This is a genomic window from Mesorhizobium sp. Ca11 (assembly GCF_020165275.1).
Classification (GTDB): domain Bacteria; phylum Pseudomonadota; class Alphaproteobacteria; order Rhizobiales; family Rhizobiaceae; genus Mesorhizobium.
The window spans coordinates 365,153-383,481 of record NZ_JAIUHU010000005.1 but is presented as its reverse complement, the minus strand read 5'-3'; the positions used below and the strand labels follow the sequence as shown (position 1 = coordinate 383,481).

Annotated in this window: 15 protein-coding genes and 1 pseudogene; 6 read left to right on the top strand and 10 right to left on the bottom strand. The window is 63.9% G+C overall.

Annotated features, from left to right (window positions below; translation table 11 throughout):
- Positions 1-97 precede the first annotated feature (97 nt).
- A complete protein-coding gene (locus LB538_RS12150; protein WP_224523332.1) occupies positions 98-1,471 on the bottom strand; it encodes an aspartate aminotransferase family protein in 1,374 nt (457 codons plus the stop codon).
- 14 nt (positions 1,472-1,485) lie between these two features.
- Positions 1,486-2,325 (bottom strand): GNAT family N-acetyltransferase, encoded by an 840-nt coding sequence (locus LB538_RS12145; RefSeq protein WP_224523330.1) that lies wholly within the window; start codon positions 2,323-2,325, stop codon positions 1,486-1,488.
- Between the two features lie 321 nt (positions 2,326-2,646).
- On the opposite strand from LB538_RS12145, the gene LB538_RS12140 reads away from it, so the two are divergent.
- Together LB538_RS12140 and LB538_RS12135 are read left to right on the top strand one after the other, a co-directional pair.
- A complete protein-coding gene (locus tag LB538_RS12140; RefSeq protein WP_224523329.1) occupies positions 2,647-3,315 on the top strand; it encodes a haloacid dehalogenase type II in 669 nt (222 codons plus the stop codon).
- Positions 3,316-3,331: 16 nt separating this feature from the next.
- A complete protein-coding gene (locus tag LB538_RS12135; protein WP_224523328.1) occupies positions 3,332-4,606 on the top strand; it encodes an NAD(P)/FAD-dependent oxidoreductase in 1,275 nt (424 codons plus the stop codon).
- A gap of 12 nt (positions 4,607-4,618) precedes the next feature.
- Here the strand turns inward: LB538_RS12135 and LB538_RS12130 are convergent, their stop codons facing one another.
- The 6 genes from LB538_RS12130 to argE form a co-directional block, all read right to left on the bottom strand.
- Positions 4,619-6,076: an NAD-dependent succinate-semialdehyde dehydrogenase gene (locus LB538_RS12130; RefSeq protein ID WP_224523327.1), complete on the bottom strand. Its 1,458-nt coding sequence runs from the start codon at positions 6,074-6,076 to the stop codon at positions 4,619-4,621.
- Between the two features lie 17 nt (positions 6,077-6,093).
- Complete coding sequence (locus LB538_RS12125) at positions 6,094-7,137, bottom strand: tartrate dehydrogenase (protein ID WP_224523326.1); 1,044 nt, start codon at positions 7,135-7,137, stop codon at positions 6,094-6,096.
- Positions 7,138-7,147: 10 nt separating this feature from the next.
- Entirely contained in the window at positions 7,148-8,611 is a 1,464-nt protein-coding gene (locus LB538_RS12120; protein WP_224523325.1) for an aldehyde dehydrogenase family protein, read from the bottom strand.
- A gap of 150 nt (positions 8,612-8,761) precedes the next feature.
- On the bottom strand, positions 8,762-9,115 hold the full coding sequence (locus LB538_RS12115) for a cupin domain-containing protein (RefSeq protein WP_224523324.1): 354 nt from the start codon (positions 9,113-9,115) through the stop codon (positions 8,762-8,764).
- A 23-nt stretch (positions 9,116-9,138) separates the two neighbouring features.
- Positions 9,139-10,062: a 2-hydroxyacid dehydrogenase gene (locus LB538_RS12110; protein WP_224523323.1), complete on the bottom strand. Its 924-nt coding sequence runs from the start codon at positions 10,060-10,062 to the stop codon at positions 9,139-9,141.
- A gap of 13 nt (positions 10,063-10,075) precedes the next feature.
- The gene (gene argE, locus LB538_RS12105; protein ID WP_224523322.1) at positions 10,076-11,200 is read right to left on the bottom strand and encodes an acetylornithine deacetylase; all 1,125 of its coding nucleotides are present in this window, start codon (positions 11,198-11,200) and stop codon (positions 10,076-10,078) included.
- Positions 11,201-11,476: 276 nt separating this feature from the next.
- Here argE and LB538_RS12100 point away from each other — a divergent pair, with 276 nt between their 5' ends.
- Positions 11,477-12,334: a GNAT family N-acetyltransferase gene (locus LB538_RS12100; RefSeq protein WP_224523359.1), complete on the top strand. Its 858-nt coding sequence runs from the start codon at positions 11,477-11,479 to the stop codon at positions 12,332-12,334.
- Positions 12,335-12,823: 489 nt separating this feature from the next.
- On the opposite strand, the pseudogene LB538_RS12095 reads toward LB538_RS12100, so the two are convergent.
- Positions 12,824-13,317, bottom strand: a pseudogene (locus LB538_RS12095) (SDR family oxidoreductase).
- A 363-nt stretch (positions 13,318-13,680) separates the two neighbouring features.
- On the opposite strand from LB538_RS12095, the gene LB538_RS12090 reads away from it, so the two are divergent.
- From LB538_RS12090 to LB538_RS12080, 3 genes are all read left to right on the top strand, one after another.
- The gene (locus tag LB538_RS12090; RefSeq protein WP_224523321.1) at positions 13,681-14,664 is read left to right on the top strand and encodes an ABC transporter substrate-binding protein; all 984 of its coding nucleotides are present in this window, start codon (positions 13,681-13,683) and stop codon (positions 14,662-14,664) included.
- 134 nt (positions 14,665-14,798) lie between these two features.
- Positions 14,799-15,602: an ABC transporter permease gene (locus LB538_RS12085; RefSeq protein WP_224523319.1), complete on the top strand. Its 804-nt coding sequence runs from the start codon at positions 14,799-14,801 to the stop codon at positions 15,600-15,602.
- 122 nt (positions 15,603-15,724) lie between these two features.
- Positions 15,725-16,483 carry an ABC transporter ATP-binding protein gene (locus LB538_RS12080; RefSeq protein ID WP_224523357.1) on the top strand — a complete coding sequence of 253 codons (759 nt, stop codon included), beginning with the start codon at positions 15,725-15,727 and terminating at the stop codon, positions 16,481-16,483.
- A gap of 83 nt (positions 16,484-16,566) precedes the next feature.
- Here the strand turns inward: LB538_RS12080 and LB538_RS12075 are convergent, their stop codons facing one another.
- Complete coding sequence (locus tag LB538_RS12075; protein WP_224523317.1) at positions 16,567-18,186, bottom strand: GMC family oxidoreductase; 1,620 nt, start codon at positions 18,184-18,186, stop codon at positions 16,567-16,569.
- Between the last annotated feature and the right edge of the window lie 143 nt (positions 18,187-18,329).

Here is an 18,329-nt window from a genome sequence, read left to right as displayed (position 1 = left end):
CTGCGCTGGATTCGCCGAAAAGGCGCGAGGTAGCGGCACAAAATTGCGAAATCGTCTGCCCCAGCGATATTTCGAGACACGACATAATCATCTCTCGTCATGCCAGCGCCTGGCGCACGTCCGGGTCCTCGAGCGTCTGGTCCAGCGTTCGGCGCGTGCGCTCGATAATGGCATCGATGTCGCTGTCCGTGCAGCAGAGCGGAGGGGCATAGCCGAGAACACCGTGCGCGAAGGCGCGGATGATCAGGCCATTGTCCCACGCCCGATCGAAGACGCGCCGCGCCGGCATGGCCGAGGCTGGAAGCGGCGTTTTCTTCTTTTTGTCGACCACCAGCTCGATCGCGGCAAGCATGCCGCGACCGCGGACGTCGCCGACCAGCGGATGGTCGCTCAACCCTGACAGGCCCGCCATCAGGCGGGCGCCGGCCTTGATGCCGTTCTCAAGGATTCCGTTTTCATAGAGCTTCAGCACTTCGAGCGCGACGGCTGCGCTGACCGGATGGGCGGAATAGGTGTAGCCATGGCCGACCGCAGACGCACCCGCGCCATCGGCGATGGTGTTGTAGACATGGTCAGCCATGAACACGGCGCCCATCGGGACATAGCCCGAGGTCAAGCCTTTCGCCGTCGTCATGAAGTCGGGAACGATATCCTCCTGCGTGCAGGCAAACAGGGGGCCTGTGCGGCCGAAACCAGTGATCACCTCGTCGGCGATGAACAAGATGCCATACTCACGGCAGAGTTCGCGGATCGCCTTGATCCAGCCCTTCGGCGGCACAATGACGCCGCCCGAGCCCTGGATCGGCTCGGCATAGAAGGCGGCGACCCGCTCCGGCCCGATCGCCTCGATCCTGCCCTTCAGCGCCGCAAGCGATGCGGCGGTGATGGCGTTCGGGTCATCGCCAACCGGATTGCGATAAGGATAGGGCGAGGGGATCTTGTGCTGCCATTCGAAGGGAATGCCGAAGCCGGCATGAAAGGCGGGCAGGGCGGTCAGGCCAGCGCCGACCACCGACGATCCGTGATAACTTTGCTCGATGGAAATGAACTGGTCGCGCTGCGGCTCGCCCTTGGCATTCCAGTAATAGCGGACGAAACGGATCGTGCTGTCGACCGCATCCGAGCCGCCAAGCGTGAAATAGACGTGGTTGAGATCGCCGGGCGCGCGGTCCGCCAACTCCGAGGCGAGCCGGATGGCGGGCTCCGAGCCGAGATCGAAATAGGCGGTGGCGTAGGGCAACTCGCGCATCTGCCGGGCCGCCGCCTCGACGATGCTGTCATGACCATAGCCTGCATTCACGCACCACAGCCCGGCGAAGCCATCGACGAGTTGCTTGCCGGACGCGTCGGTCACGGTAGCGCCCTTCGCCGATTTCAGCACCCGCACGCCGAGCGCCTCGTGGCCGCGATAGGAGGAGACCGGGTGGACGAGGTGGGCGCGGTCGAGTTCGATCAGGGAATTGGCGAGCATTGTTGTCCTCCGGACTATCCGAGCGCCTGGTTGGCGAGGGCGTAAACTTTCGGCCTAACCGTTGCCGCATCCGCCCTGGCAGGACGGTCCATGGCGACTCCGCCGCCGACATGGGCGAGGCCGATTTCGGTCAGCCAGCCCGCGAGGCCGGTGCGGCTGTCGGTATCCACGCGCAGGAAGGCGCCGGGGCGCGACGCGGCGAAGAAGCTAATCAGCCCTTTGGCGTCCGCGGCGCTGCCCGCAATGACGGGGCCAATCACCTCGCCGCGTCCGAATGGGCGGATTGCGGCATAGGCCGCGATGATGCCTTTGCGGCGGATGACTGCGAATTCACCCCGCTCGGCCAGCGCATCGATCAAAGCTTCACGGTCGGCGCCGTAGGCGTCACGGTCCAGAGCCTTGATTTCCAGCAGATCGTGGGTGCTCGCGGCTTCCACACCCTCGGGAGCCTCAAGCGCTGCCACCTGGCCTTGGTGCTGAAGAATCGTGCCCGAGGGCATAAAGCCCAGCTTCTCATAAAGGGGCATGCCGTCGGTTGTCGCGACAAGTCGCAGTGGCCGGTCGCCGGCAAGGGCGAAGGCCTGTTCCATGAGCCGGCGCCCGAGTCCTTTGCCCCGCGCGTTCCTGTCGACGATCACCATGTTGATCATGGCGCAATCGGCGCCGTAGGGCGTTACCAGGATTGTCCCGGTGACCCGGCCCTGGTCGTCGAGCGCGACCGCGCCGCTGGAGAGTTGCAGCGCCATCTGCCAGTCCTGCGGGCGATGCGGCCAGTTCTCCTGGCGAGAAAGCGCGACTGCGCCCTCGATATGATCCGGCCCAAAGTCCTGGAGTTCGATCTCGCCTTGCTGCATGAGGCACCTTTCCATCTGGCCCCAAGTCTCGGTCATCGGTGCGCCGCAGATCGTCTGAAGGTTTCGACTTCGGCAGTATCATCCGCCTTTGCGCAGGGGGTGCGCCGCATCTTGTGCTGGCGCGGGGCCGCGGGCAGAAACTCGGGAAGCCGCGGACGACCCTCTCGACCGACCGCAAGATGCTACAGCGTGCCAAACCGGCCGGCGGATACGCAACTTTCTGCTTTCGCGGGGCCGATTTCGGTCAAGTGACCGGCCGCCCGCCCGCATATGATGACGAAATCCCAAAGCGGGGCGCGTTTCCACCGGAGATCGACGGACATGGCTTCCTTCAGGCCCAAATACATCACCTTCGACTGCTACGGCACGTTGACTTTTTTCCAGATGGCGGAGGCGGCACGCGATCTTTATGGCAGCCGGCTTGACGAGCCGCGCATGCAGGAGTTCATCAAGAACTTCGCGGCGTACCGGCTAGATGAGATCCTGGGCGACTGGAAGCCCTATGCCGAGGTCATCCACAATGCGCTGGAACGCGCCTGCAAACGCAATGGCGTCGGCTTCAGCCCCGATGACGCCAAAATGGTCTATGAGCGCGTGCCGACCTGGGGGCCGCACGCCGACGTTCCGGCCGGCCTTGCCAAGGTCGCCAAGGAAATTCCGCTGGTCATCCTCTCCAACGCCATGAACGCGCAGATCATGTCCAACGTCGAAAAGCTCGGCGCACCGTTCCATGCCGTCTACACGGCCGAGCAGGCACAGGCTTACAAGCCTCGCTTCAAGGCCTTCGAATACATGCTCGACAGGCTTGGCTGCGGTCCAGAAGACATCCTTCACTGTTCGTCTTCCTTCCGCTACGACCTGATGTCGGCCCATGATCTCGGCATCAAGAACAAGGTTTGGGTCAACCGCGGCCACGAGCCGGCCAATCCCTATTACGGCTACGTGGAGATATCCGATATTTCCGGGCTGCCGGGTGTGGTCGGGCTCTGAAACAGGCGGGTTACCGATGAAGTTCGTCTCCTACTGGCACGACACCGCCCCGGTCTTTTCCGGCGGGGCGCAAGGCCCGGTCGAGGGGCACTATGATGCGGCGATCATCGGCGGCGGCTTCACCGGTCTCGCCGCCGCCCGCCAGCTGGCGAAGGCCGGCGTCAAGGTGGCCGTGCTGGAAGCGGAGCGGGTGGGCTGGGGCGCATCCGGACGCAATGGCGGGCACCTGAACAACGGTCTCGCCCACAGCTACCTTTCGGCCAAGGCGGAGCTTGGCAAGGAACGCGCGATAGCCCTCTACCGGGCGCTGGACGAGTCCGTCGACACCATCGAGGCGCTGGCCGCCGAGGAAGGAATCGATTGTAACTTCCGGCGCGCCGGCAAGCTGAAGCTCGCCTCCAAGCCGCAGCATTTCGAAGCGATCGCCCGCAACTTCGAAGCCGTCCATGCGGAAGTGGACCCGGATACGGCGCTGCTGTCGCCGGCCGAACTCAAATCCGAGATCGGCTCGCCCTTCCATGGCGCAATGCTCTCGAAGAAAAGCGCCATGATGCATATGGGCCGCTATGTGGCTGGGCTGGCGACAGCCGCGGTTCGCCATGGCGCCGTTATCCACGAGAATGCTGCGGTGACGGATCACAGGCAGTCCGGTACGCGGCATCAGCTGACCACCTCCCGCGGACGCATCAGCGCCGACAATGTGCTGCTGGCCACGGGCGCCTACACGACATCGAATTTCGGCTATTTCCGCCGCAGGCTTATCTCCGTCGGCAGCTTCATCATCGCCACGCGGCCGCTGAGCGACGCCGAGATCGCCGTGACCATGCCGGGCAACCGGACATGCGTGACCTCGATGAACATCGGCAACTACTTCCGACTTTCGCCGGACAAGCGCCTGATCTTTGGCGGCCGCGCCCGCTTCTCGGCAACATCGGACCAGCGCTCCGATGCCAGGAGCGGACAGATATTGCGGGCAAGCCTCGCGGCGATCTTCCCGCAGCTCGCGAACGTCAAGATCGACTATTGCTGGGGCGGGCTGGTCGACATGACCAAGGACCGGTTCCCGCGGGCCGGCTACCATGACGGGGTCTGGTACGCGATGGGCTATTCCGGCCACGGCGCGCAGCTCTCCACCCATCTCGGCATGATCATGGCCGATGCCATGCTCGGCCGCGAGGACCGCAATCCGGTGAAGGGGGTCGAGTGGCCTGCCATTCCCGGCTATTCTGGCAAGCCTTGGTTCCTGCCCATGGTCGGTCTCTACTACAAGGCGCTCGACCGGATCCAGTGATCGGGCTGGGGTTTAGCCCAGCCCGCCTATGTGGAAGCTCTTCATCTCCAAATATTCCTCGATGCCGGCCTGCGCGCCCTCGCGCCCGAGGCCGGACTGCTTGACGCCGCCGAAGGGGGCTATCTCCATCGAGACCGAGCCGGTGTTGAGACCCACCATGCCGAACTCCAGCGCCTCGCCGACGCGCCAGGCGCGCTTCAGATTCTCGGTGTAGAAATAGGAAGCAAGCCCATAGGGCGTGCCGTTGGCCAGTGCGATCGCGTCCTCTTCCGTCTCGAAACGGAAAAGCGGTGCGACCGGACCGAAAGTCTCCTCGCCGGCGAGCTGCATCTCAGCCGTGGCGCCGGCCAGCACGAGTGGCGCGACATACTGAGGGCCCTCCGGCAGCACCGGCTTCTCGGTGACGATCGTCGCGCCCTTGGCGAGCGCGTCCTCGACGTGCCGATTGATCTTCTCGACCGCCGCCATGTTGATCATCGGTCCGATCGCGACGCCGGGCTGCGTGCCCGGTCCCACCGTCAACGCATTGACGCGGGCGCTGAGCTTGGCGGCGAAGTCTTCATAGACTGCGGTCTGAACGAGGATGCGGTTGGCGCAGACACAGGTCTGGCCGCCATTGCGGAATTTCGAGGCGAGCGCGCCTTCGACGGCGAGGTCGAGATCGGCGTCATCGAAGACGATGAAGGGCGCGTTGCCGCCGAGCTCGAGGCTGAGCCGCTTGACGCTGTCGGCCGCCCCGCGCATCAGCAGCGAACCCACGCGAGTCGAACCGGTGAAGGAAATCTTGCGCACGGTCTCGTTCGCCATGATCTCGTTGCCGATCTCGGCCGGCATGCCCGTGACGATGTTGACGACGCCGGCCGGAATGCCCGCCCGTTCAGCGAGCACGCCCAGCGCCAGTGCCGAATAGGGCGTGAACTCGGACGGCTTGATGACCACGGTGCAGCCGGCGGCCAACGCCGGCGCGACTTTGCGGGTGATCATTGCATTGGGAAAATTCCACGGCGTGATGATGCCGCAAACGCCAACCGGCTCTTTCAGCACGATGATGCGACGGTCGGCCGTGGGCGCGGGAATGGTGTGGCCGTTGATGCGGCGCGCCTCCTCGGCGAACCATTTGACGAAGGAGGCGCCGTAGCGGATCTCGCCCCTGGCCTCGTCCAGCGGCTTGCCCTGTTCGGTCGTCAGGATCAGCGCAAGATCGTCCAGGTGCTTGAGCATCAGGCCATGCCAGGCCTCCAGCAGGGCGGCGCGTTCGGCGTGCGTCTTCTTTTTCCAATCCTGATAGACGGAAGCCGCGGCCTGTATGGCCGTGCGGGTCTCCGGACCAGCCATGTCGGGCACTGTGCCGACCGATAGCTGTGTCGCAGGATCAATCACATCGACCGTCCTGCCGGAACCTGCCGCGACCCATCTCCCGCCGATGAGGCCGGCCTCGCGGAAGAGACTTTTGTCATTCAGGTTCTTCATCAATACGACCTCGCAAATCAGGTGAGCGCCGCGACGACGGCGGCTGTGATGGCTTCCGTGCTGTCCTTGCCAGGGGCGGTGCCAATGCCTTGCGCTGTTGTCGCCTCGAGCGCCTTCATGACGCGGCCGGCCGCATCCTTCTCGCCAAGGTGATCGAGCATCATGGCGCCGGACCAGATGGTGGCGATCGGATTGGCGATGCCGAGATGGGCGATGTCGGGCGCGGAGCCGTGCACTGGCTCGAACATCGACGGCGCCGAGCGGTCGGGGTTGATGTTGGCGGAAGCCGCGTAGCCGAGCCCGCCCTGGATGGCCGCGCCGATATCCGTCAGGATGTCGCCGAAGAGATTGGAAGCGACGACCACGTCGAGACTTTCCGGCGCCATGATCATGCGCGCGGCGAGCGCGTCGACATGATAGCTGGTGACGGCGACATCAGGATATTCCGCCGCCAGCTTGCGGGTGATCTCGTCCCAGAACACCATCGAGTATTTCTGCGCATTGGACTTGGTGACGGAGGCGAGTTTGCCGTGCCGCGACCGCGCCTGCTCGAAGCCGAAGCGCAGGATGCGCTCGACGCCGGCCCGGGTGAAGATCGAGGTCTCCACAGCGACCTCGTCCAGTGTGCCCTGATGCACGCGCCCGCCGGCGCCGGAATATTCGCCTTCGGTGTTTTCGCGGATGCAGAGGATGTCGAAGCTCTCGGCCCGCAGCGGACCTCTGACGCCCGGCAGCAGGCGGTGCGGCCGGATATTGGCGTATTGCACGAAGGCCTTGCGGATCGGCAGCAGCAGGCCGTGCAGCGAGACGGAATCCGCCACCTCCGCCGGCCAGCCGACGGCGCCGAGAAGGATGGCATCGAAGCCGCGCAAGGTGTCGATTCCGTCCTCCGGCATCATGCGGCCGGTCTCCTTGAAGAAGCGGCAGGACCAGGGGAACTCCGTGCCTGCAAGGCAAAAGCCTCCCTGCTTGGCTACCGTTTCCAACACCGCCCAGGCAGCGGCAATGACGTCGGGGCCGATGCCGTCACCGGGGATCAGGGCAATAGAGTAGGTTTTCATCGACATCTCTTCACAGGGTGATCAGGACGCTCTTGGTCCTGCGATTGGCGAGGTAGGCTTCGCGGCCAAGGTCCTTGCCAATCCCGGAGCGCTTGTAGCCGCCGGTCGGCAGGATGTGGTCGCGCGAGCGGCTGTAGCGGTTGACCCAGACGGTGCCCGCCTCGAGCCTGCGCGCGAAACGGATCGTGCGCGACAGGTCGGCGGTGAACAGGCCGGAGGCCAGCCCGTAGGTCGGATGGCTGGACAGCGCCAGCGCCTCCTCCTCGCTGTCGAAGGTCTGGACGGTCAGGACCGGGCCGAAGATCTCCTCGACGATCGCCGGATTGCCCTGACTGACATTGGCAATCAGCGTCGGTTCGTAAAAATAGCCGGGAGCTTCCATGGCCCCGCCACCGATCAGGCATTCGCCGCCGGCGGAGACAGCGGCTCGCACGATGCCATCAACGCGCGCCCGCTGCCCGTGCGAGATGATCGGCGAATATTGCGTCGTCTCCTCCCAGGTCGGACCGGGCCGCACGGCCTTCATCTTTTCCAGGATCGAGGCCGTCAGCCGGTCGGCCACGCTCTTCTCGACGATCAGGCGCGTGCCGGCCACGCAGGCCTGGCCGGCATTGAAAGTGACGCTGCCGGCGATTGCAGTCGCCGCTTTGTCGAGATCGGCATCGGCAAAGACGATCTGCGGGCTCTTGCCACCGAGCTCCAGCGTCATCGGCTTGACACCGGTGCGGGCGACGTTCTCCATGATGGCTGAGCCGGCGCGGGTCGAACCGGTGAAGCTGACCTTGGCGATCTCGGGATGACCGGTGAGCGCCGTGCCGGTCGTCGGGCCGTCGCCGAGCACCACGTTGATCAGCCCCGACGGCAGGCCGGCCCTGACCGCAAGCTCTGCCATGTAGATAGCCGAGAAGGGCGTCATTTCCGACGGCTTCAGCACGACTGCATTGCCCGCGGCCAGCGCCGGGCCGAGTTTCCATCCGGCCATCGAGATCGGAAAATTCCACGGCGTGATCGCACCGACCACGCCATAGGGCTCGCTCATGATCATGCCGAGACTGGCGTCGTCGGTCGGCACCAGCTCGCTGCCTTCCTTGTCGGCGAACTCGGCAAAGAAGCGGATCTGCTCGGCGGTGACGGCGATGTCGCCGGCGACGAGCTGGCCCACGGGCCGGGTCGAGCTCAGGGCCTCGATTCGGGCGAGCGTTTGGGCCTCCGCCTCCATCAGATCGGCCCAGGCGTGGAGCGCCTTGGTGCGCTCGCGCGGGCGGACGCCGCCCCAGTTGCTGGCTTTCAGCGCGGCCTTCGCGCTTTCCACCGCCCGGTCGACCAAATCCACACCGGCCACGGGGCAGGCGGCATAGGATTTGCCATCGGACGGACGGCGCATCTCCATCGCTCCCTCGGCCGAAACCAGCTCCCCATCGATGAAGTGGCCGACGGGATGGGCGATTGTATCGGGATTGAAGCTCAGGCTCATGGGCAACCCACTTGGCAGGATTGGCCTGAGCCTAGCCCGTGCCGGCACGCAGCATGCGCTGTTCGGTGATCCGCCGCCGACGAATGTTGCGTGCCGGGGACAAGAGACGGCAAAATCTTCCGCGGAGGTCGTGGCCTGTGCAGACGCTCGCTAGCCCACCGTGACGTAGATTTTGCGCACGGTCTCGATGGTCTTCCAGACACCGGTGAAGCCCGGCTTCATGACGAAGCTGTCGCCGGCCCGGTAGGTCACCTTTTCGCCGGCGTCGGGCGTGATTTCGACCACGCCGGCGAGGATATGGCAGAACTCGAAAGTCTCCCCCTTGATCGAGCGCGTTTCGCCGGGCGTAGCCTCCCAGACGCCGGTATGGACAAGGTCGTCCTTGGCGACGTCCTGAGCCCAGGTTTTGAAGGCGGGGTCGCCGGCAATCAGCCGCTCTGGCAACGCGTTCGATTCGCGAGGCGAAAAGCTTGGGTTGATATCGATGGACTTGAGCAGGGACAAAGGATGGCCTTTCCAGTTGAATTTCAATAACCGCGCGACCGGTCGACGAGCCCGATGGGATCGAGACCGGCGCGGTGGCGCCTGATGTTGTCGATTACGGCGCGCGCGGCGCTCGCGGGTTGGGTGACGCTGGCTATATGCGGAGTCAGGATGATCTTCGGATGCGACCAGAACGGATGTCCCGCGGGCAGCGGTTCGGGATTGGTCACGTCGATCATCGCCGACGACAGATGGCCGCTATCGAGCGCGGCGACAAGCGCTTCTTGGTCGAGCTGCGGGCCTCGACCCGTATGAACGAGAGACGCCCCTTCAGGCAGTTTCGCAAACAGGCCGGCATTCAAAAGTTCACGCGTCTCCTCGGTCAATGGCAGCAGGCAGACCAGGATGTCGCTGGTTGCCAGCATTTGCTCTAATCCGAGCTCGCCATGATGACAGGCCACGCCCTCGATCTGCCGTGGCGAGCGGCTCCAGCCGGCGAGCGGGAAGCCGAAGGGTTTCAGCCGGTCGAGGACAGCTTGGCCGAGTTGGCCCAGGCCGAGCACGCCGATCCGGCGCAATGCTGCCTGGAGTTGCGGGATGTCGCGCCACTGTCCGGCGCGCTGCTGTGACAGATAGGTCGGCAGGTTGCGGTGGAGAGCGAGCACGGCGAGCGTCACATATTCCTGCATCATGCGCACGATGCCTTCCTCGATCATGCGCACGATCTTCACTCTCGCAGGCACTGCATCGAAGCGGAACTGGTCGACGCCGGCGCCGATGGAAAACAGGATCTCTAGATTCCTGTAGCGGGAGAGGTCCTGCGGAACGGTCCAGGTGATCAGATAGCGCACGGCGTCGGGATCGACCGTCGCCGGGTCCATCGCGAAGGGCAGGTCGGGCAATTCGCTAGCAAAGACCTCGGCAAAGACCGCACCGCGCTGCGCATCGGAGTTGAACAGGAAGGTCATTCCGGCTGCTCCTTCAGCCCACGCAACGCGCGCCCAGCGCGTCGATCATCTGCCGGCAGGCGGTGAGTTCGCTGGCGAAGATGTATTCATCCGGCTTGTGGGCGCGGCCGATGTCGCCGGGGCCGCAGATGATCGCGTCCAGCCCCGCGGCCTGGTACAGCCCGGCCTCGGTGCCGTAGCTGACGGCGGCGAGCGGCGTCTGGCCGGTCAGCTCTTGCAACAGCGCCGCCAGCGGCGCGTCCTGCGGCAGCGACAGCGCCGGATAGGCGCTGACCGGCGTCCACTCGACACGATAGCCTTTGGCGGCAATGGCCCCGGTCCTCGCCTTGACGGGCGCGAGCAGGCTGGCCGGATCAATGCCGGGTACAGCGCGCGCCTCCAGATCCAGCGTGCAGGTATCGGGGATGATGTTGACCGACTGGCCGCCGGCGATCACGCCGGCCTGCAGCGAGGAATAGGGCGGCTCAAAGGCCGCATCGAACGGGCCGTGCATCAGCCCTCCGGCTTCGCTCACGGCCGTGCTCAGGACATCGGCCATCGCATGGATGGCATTGAGACCTAGATCGGGGCGAGAGGAATGGCCTGAGCGCCCCCTTATGGTCACGCGGGCGGCCGCCTTGCCCTTGTGGCCGCGCACAGCGCGCATGCCGCTCGGCTCGCCGACGATGACGCCGAGCGGCTTGGCGCAAAGTTCGGGAAGGCGGGCGATCAGATGCGGCACGCCGCGACACCCGACCTCCTCGTCATAGGAGAAGGCGAGGTGGATCGGCCGGGCGAGGCGCAGTCCCGCGAGCATGGGCGCGGCCGCAAGCGCGGCGGCGAGAAACCCCTTCATGTCCGTTGTGCCGCGTCCATACAGCCGTTCGCCCTCCCGACGCAGGGCGAAAGGCGGCGAGCTCCATTGCGGCTCGCCGGCGGGGACGACGTCCATGTGGCCGGAAAGGACATAGCCAGGAACATCGGCGGGGCCGATTGTCGCGAAAAGATTGGAACGGTCGCCTTCCGGCCCGGGAAGCAGGGTGACCTCAGCGCCATGTTCGTGGAGATAGGCCGCGATCCAGCCCGCAATGTCGCCGTTCGACTTGCCGGCGACCGACGGAAAGGCGACAAGACGGTCGAGGATGTCAAAGACGTCCATTCCAGACCCTCAAGGCATTTTTGGGTTTACGGGCTCGGTCCCGCTGGCCATAACTGCAGAATTGCCGCAGAGCATGGGCGCGTTCTTTCGCGATTGCGTGCCGAAAGCGGAAGTGTTTCAGTCGAATCTTGCGTTGGCGCGCGGCATTCGAGCAAATCGTATCGGTCTGGTTGTTTAGCGTTGGCAGGGCAAGGGGCGTTTGCGTCACCCGCTGCGCAATCTTTCAGAGGCAAGGAATTGAAGCCGTCCGAAAGCTTGAAAATCGATGCCTTCTCGATGCGGATCGCCGACATCGAAGCCGTCGAGCTGGACCGCTTGCATGCGCTCTCCCTGTCGGTGGGGTGGCCGCATCGGGCCGAGGACTGGCAATTCCTGCGCGAAACGGGACAAGGCTTCGTGGCGCTCGACGAGATCGGCCGCGTTCTGGGTTCCGCCATGTGGTTCGCTCACGGCGCCGGTTTGGCGACGGTCGGCATGGTCATCACCTCGCCACGACTTCAGACGCTGGGAGCGGCGCAATGGCTGATGAAGCGGGTCTTCGACAAGATCCCTGGGCGCGACCTGCGCCTCAACGCGACCCGCGCCGCGCGGCGGCTATATCTTTCGCTGGACTTCCAGCCTGAGAAGACCGTGTTTCAATGCCAGGGCGTCGTCCGCCTGCCGGTGATGGGCGACCCGACTGAGGCGCGTCGCGACATCCGGACGCTGGACGCAAGCGATGTTCCCGCGGCGATCGCTCTCGACGCGTCGGCGTTCGGCGTGAGCCGGACGGCGCTGATTGAAAAGCTCTTCGAGCATTCGCTCGGTTACGGGCTTTTCGACGGAAACAAGCTGACTGCTTTCGCGCTTTGCCGGCCGTTCGGGCGGGGCCATGTCGTGGGGCCGGTCGTGGCCGAAAGCGACGCCGACGCTGTGGCGATCGTCCGGCCGCACGTGGCCGACCATTCGGGGACTTTCCTTCGGGTCGACACCCACATGGACAGTGGCGAGTTCGCCGCCTTTCTGTCGCACGCTGGAATGCCAGTTTTCGATACGGTGCTCACTATGTCGATGGGCAAACGCATCAGCGATTTTGCTGCAGGTGGCCCGGTTATGCCGAAGACCTATGCTCTGGCGAGCCAAACTCTCGGGTAGGTTGATGTTCGACTTGGAAGGTTTTAGCCTTTGCAATCTGAACGTCCAAACATGGACAACGCCATAACCCGCCAGCCCGCTTGCGGCCCCTTTCGGCCATTGACCAGGAGAATTCTTGGCTCTCCGCTAATCGATATCCCTAGCCAGCATTAATCTCGTTCATCGTCATAAGGTTCGCCAGACCATACGAGAGAATACGAAGGAAATGGGGTGGCGAACCAGCCGCTAACGTATTGATTTCCTGTAGGAAACGACGGCCTCGGCGACTAACAAAATCGTTATTCGCCAAGGGGCTAGGAAGCAGTTCGCCAAAGTTGATTCAAGAAGCTGATCTGCCACTCGCCGACCGCATTTATCTTCTACGGAACGGCAGCTTTGCGCCTGTTCTGACGTACACGGGCATCTCAGCCCTGCCCAAAAGCAGGCCGAACGATTGACGCACCTGGAAAACGTCGGGCTTTTGCGAATGCCGCGGTTGAGTGTTGGCATTTACTTATTGTCACGGCGCTTAGGGAAAGGCATGCCGGGACTATGGGCGGCTGCGCCGCCATCGACCGGGATGATGGCGCCGGAAATGTAAGACGCTTCCGGCGAGACCAGGAACACGATCAGGTTCGCCACTTGCTCCGGGCGGGCCATGCGTTGCTGCGGTAATTGCAGTTGCTGGTTGGTCGATAAGGCCTCCATGACGCCGGACATCATTTCCGCGGCGGTCGGCCCCGGGCAGATGCAGTTTGCCCGGATGCCGAAACGCCATAGTCGACCGACCACAAGCGCGTGAGCGCCACCAGCGCGGCCTTGGAGGCCGTGTAGGCATCGGCGAGTGGCATCAAGAGCACGATCGCGCCGCCATCGCGCATTGTCGGGCGGAAGGCGCGCACGCTGAGCATCACGCCGGTCAGGTTGACGGCGATGGTTTTGTTCCAGGCCTCCAGCGTCAGCAGCGGATATCTTGTTGAACAGATGACCGGCAAAAAATACATTGCTGCTCGAAAAGCCTGCGTCGGCGTCTCAAGGGAATCAATCGGCATCTCAAGACCCGCGACGCTTGGAAAGTCGCTGATCCATCTCAAAAGCTTCCAGTCATGATGTCGGCCTGTCGGCCAGGCTCCTTCGCTGCTTCGCTTTACAAGTGAGCCAAGATCGCCGCTGCTTCGGTTTCGGCGAAGCAAAGGACAGAAAAAGACTTCTTTTGGCGATCCGGCCCGGATGCTCTTTTGCAGGTCTAGAACACATAAGGCGCGCCCGGGAGGCGACGCATAACAAGAGAGCGGCCGCAAAACGCCGCCTGGCATAGGCCGCTTGAAAGGGGCCGATGCCGGCAACAGCCATGGGGAACCACGACAATGAAGACATTCCGCAATTGCCTGATGACGGCGGTCAGCGCAGGCCTGCTCAGCCTGGGGCTTGCCGCTCCCGCCAATGCCGGCGCCATTCGCCTCGGCATGACCACCTGGGTGGGTTATGGGCCACTGTTTCTCGCCCGCGACCTCGGCTATTTCAAGGAGGCCGGCGTCGATGTCGACCTGAAGGTCATCGAAGAATCGGCGCTTTACATGGCGGCGGTTGCCGGCGGCGATCTCGACGGCGCTGCCTCCACCGTCGACGAGCTCATGAAATACCGCTCCGACGAGCTCTGCTTCAAATATGTCGTGGCGCTCGACGACAGCCATGGCGGCGACGGCGTCGTCACGCAGGCCGACGTCAAGTCGCTCAAGGATCTGAAGGGCCAGCCCGTCGCCCTGAACGAGGGCTCCGTTTCCGAATTCTGGTTCAATGTGCTCCTGAAAAAGGAAGGCATGACCGAGGACGATGTCAGCGTCACCAACATGACCGCCGATGACGCCGCGACGGCCTTCATCGCCGGACAGGTTCCCGCCGCGGTGACCTGGGAGCCGCACCTCACCGAAGTCCGCAAGGGCGGCAAGGGCAAGGTGCTGATCGACTCCACGACCACGCCCGGCCTGATCGTCGATGTGATCGCGCTCAAATGCGACCTGATCGAGAAGCACCCCGAGGACGTGAAGGCCCTCGTCAAGGGCTATTACAAGGCGGTCGAATACATCAAGACCAACCCGGACAAGGCCTATGAGATCATGGCCAAGGGCATTGGCGGCTATCTCGAGAAGCCTGAGGATTTCGCGGCCGGCGCCAAGGGCGTGCGCTACTACGACCGCGCCCGCAACCTGGAATTCTTCGGCACGCCGCAGAAGAGCGAAGCGGCCGACCTGGTGAACTTCGCGCAGGACGTCTGGGGCAAGGCCGGCAAGCTCAAGATGACGATCGACTCGAAAACCATCCTCGACACCGATTTCATCAAGGAACAGTGAGCCATCGGAATGGCGGGGCCCGCCCGGCCGGGCCGGTCCCATCTTCCCAAAGCCGGATCTGGTCGGCCTCTCCGGGGCCGGCCTCCCTTTTCCCGAAAGCTTCAGCTTCGCGCTTAAATCACGGAGGCCATCTTATGGCACAAAGGGGGACGGCGTGGACGCGCCTGACGACTCCATTCGCCAATATCCCCGCCAGCACGGCAACCACGCTCGCTTTGGCGATGTGGGTCGTCGTGATCGGCGGCTGGGCCTTGTTGTCCTATGGCCGCGTCGTGCCGAACATGTTCCTGCCGACGCCCGGAACCGTGCTCGAGACGGCCTACCGCATGTCGCTCGACGGCAGCCTCTTCTACCACACGCTGACCAGCGCCAAAGTGGTCATCCTGGGCTTCATCGTGTCGTCACTGATCGCGGTGCCGCTGGGACTGTGGATGGGCACCTACCGGGCGGTGCAGGCGCCGCTGGAGCCGCTGGTCAACTTCATCCGCTACCTGCCGGTGACCTCCTTCGTGCCGCTGTTCATCCTTTGGATCGGCATCGGCATCGAACAGCGCATAGCGGTCATCTTCTTCGGCACGTTCTTCCAGCAGCTGGTGATGATCTCCGACTGCGCCCGCAGCGTCTCCAGGGACCTGGTCAACGCCTCCTACACTTTGGGCACCAAGCGCTCAGAAGCGGTGTGGCACGTCATTTTCCCCGCAGCGCTTCCGGCGATCCTCGACACGCTTCGCGTCACCATGGGTTGGGCCTGGACCTATCTGGTCGTTGCCGAGCTCGTCGCCGCGTCGAGCGGCCTCGGCTATATCAGCCTCAAGGCAATGCGCGGCTTCCAGGTGGATGTGATCTTCATGGCGATCGCCGCAATCGGGCTTCTGGGCCTGATCACCGACACGGCATTCCGCATTCTCCGGGCAAGGGTCGCGCCATGGGCACCTTGATCTTGAACGCATCCTCGCAAAACGCAGCCGGATCAAGGGTAGTGATGACCGAAACCGTCAAGGCGAACAATTTGGCCGGCACGGCCCATGCGGCCGGCGATCCGCGTTCGGCCGGCACCACGATGGCCATCGAGGACGTGACATTGCGCTATGGCGATGCCAATGGCGTGCTGGCGCTGGACGATGTGTCGCTGAAGGTGGCCAAGAATGAATTCTGCGTGATCGTCGGTCCTTCGGGATGCGGCAAATCCAGCCTGCTCTACCTCGCCGCCGGCCTCAATGACGCGACCTCGGGCAGCATCAAGGTCGACGGCCGGGAAGTGATCGAACCCGGCGCCGACAGGGGCATGGTCTTCCAGAGCTACACCTTGTTCCCGTGGCTCACGGTGCGCGCCAACATCGAATACGGGCCGAAGCGCAAGGGGCTGCCTGCGGAGCAACGCAGGCAGATCGTCAACCAGTATCTCAACGAGGTCGGCCTCGCGTCCTTTGCGGACCACTACCCCGCCCAGTTGTCGGGCGGCATGAAGCAGCGCGTGGCGATCGCGCGCGCCCTGGCCAATGACCCGGCTGTCCTGTTGATGGACGAGCCGTTCGGCGCGCTCGACAGCCAGACGCGCGGCACCATGCAGAAGCTGCTTCTGCGCGTCTGGGAGCGGCAGCAGAAGACGGTGCTCTTCGTCACTCATGATATCGACGAGGCGCTGGTGCTCGGCGACCGCGTTCTGGTGATGACGGCAAGGCCCGGCAAGATCAAGGCCGAGATCAAAGTCGACATCCCACGGCCGCGTTCGATGGACGTCATCCTCGAACCCGACTTCATCGCGCTCAAGCGCCGTATCCTTGGCCTTCTGCACGACGAGATCGACGAGGATCACTGAGCGCAATTTCCAAGAGCAAAAGTCGAGGCAGTCCAGCAGTGCTGAACGCCGATCTGCCCCGATGTTGAAGGGTGAGACGGCCTCTACCTTTCGGCGTTGCGCGCCGGGCCGAGGATCATCTCCGAAGCCTTTTGCCCGATCATCATGCTTGGCGCGTTGGTGTTGCCGCCGATCAGCTTCGGCATGACGGAGGCATCGGCGACCCGGAGTCCGTCCACGCCTCGCACCTTGAGTGTCGCTGGATCGACGACGGCCATGTCGTCCGTTCCCATCTTGCAGGTTCCGACCGGGTGATAGACGGTCAGCGCCTCGGCGCGCAGATAGGCCAGGATCTCGTCGTCGGTTCGGACATCCTTGCCCGGCAGCATCTCCTGGCCGCGCACCGCGTCGAACTCGGACGAGGCAAAAATCCGGCGCGCGATCCTGAGGCCCTCCACCAGCACCATGGCGTCGTCTTCATGCGTGAAAAAGCGGTGGTCGATCAGGACGTCGCGGCGAGAATTGTCGCGCGACAACCTGATCTCGCCCACGCTTTTCGGTCTGAGCACGCAAGTGTGAATGGCGTAGCCGTGGCCGTATTCGATCAGCCTGCCGCGATGGCTGCGATAGCCCGGCACGAAATGGAACTGAATGTCGGGCAGGCCGTTCGCGTGCTTGGTCTTCGCAAAGCCACCGGCTTCGACGTAGTTGGTGGTGAGCATGCCCTTGCGGCGGGCGAAATACTGGAAGGGCGCCGCTGCCATGCGCGGCAGGTTGGCGAGTGAGAGGCCGAGCGTCCTGGTGCTTCTGGACCGCACGGTGATCATGCCATCGACATGGTCCTGCAGGTTCTTGCCGACGCCCGGCAGGTCGAGGATCGGCGCGATGCCGATCTGCTTGAGCTCGGCTGCCGACCCGATGCCGGATGCCATCAGGATCTTGGGCGAGTTGATGGCGCCGGCCGACAGCACGATCTCGCGGTTGGCCGAGAGCTGCTTCTGCTGGCCCTCGTGCCGCACGCGCATTCCCGTGGCGCGACCCCCGGCGATGACGAGGTCGATCACCTCGCATTGGCTGAGCAGCGTCAGGTTCTTGCGATCGAGGACGGGACGCATGAAGGCGCTGAAGCTGCTGAAGCGCTGTCCACGATCCTGCGTGACGTTGTAGATCCCGAGGCCGAACTGGCTTGCGGCATTGAAGTCGGTGTTGGCAGGCAGACCGGCGCTTGCGCCAGCTTTCACGAACATGGCGGAAAGCTCGTTCGGATCACGGGGATTGTCGACCAAAAGCTCGCCGTCGCTGCCGTGATAGCGTGGGTCCTGGGCAAGCAGGTTGCGCTCCAATTTCTTGAATACCGGCAGCACATCGTCATAAGCCCAGCCGGCGCAGCCGAGTTCGGCCCACTCGTCATAGTCCTGGGCGGCGCCGCGAATATAGACCATCGAATTGATCGAGCTCGATCCGCCCAGCGCCTTGCCGCGGTTGACCGGAATGCTGCGGTTGTTGAGGTGGGGCTGCGGCACGCCGACGAAACAATAGTCGTAGTTCGGGTTGCCGTAGAGCGAGAGGATGCCCGCCGGCACCTTGACGCGCAGACTGTTGTCGCTGCCGCCGGCCTCGATCAGGCACACTGTGACCGACGGATCGGCGCTCAGCCGATTGGCGACCACGCAACCGGCCGAGCCGGCGCCAACGACGATGTAGTCAAAGCTTTCGGTTTTCATGCCCAGCCCCTCGAGAATGCCGGCGCTCGAGGCATGGCAGAACCGGCCGCCGCGAAGGCGTATCCTTGTTCCGGAACCAGTTCCGCGCGGACACATGTCCGGCTTCGCCCGCCACCTCATGCAGCGCTGTCGATCCGACCGCC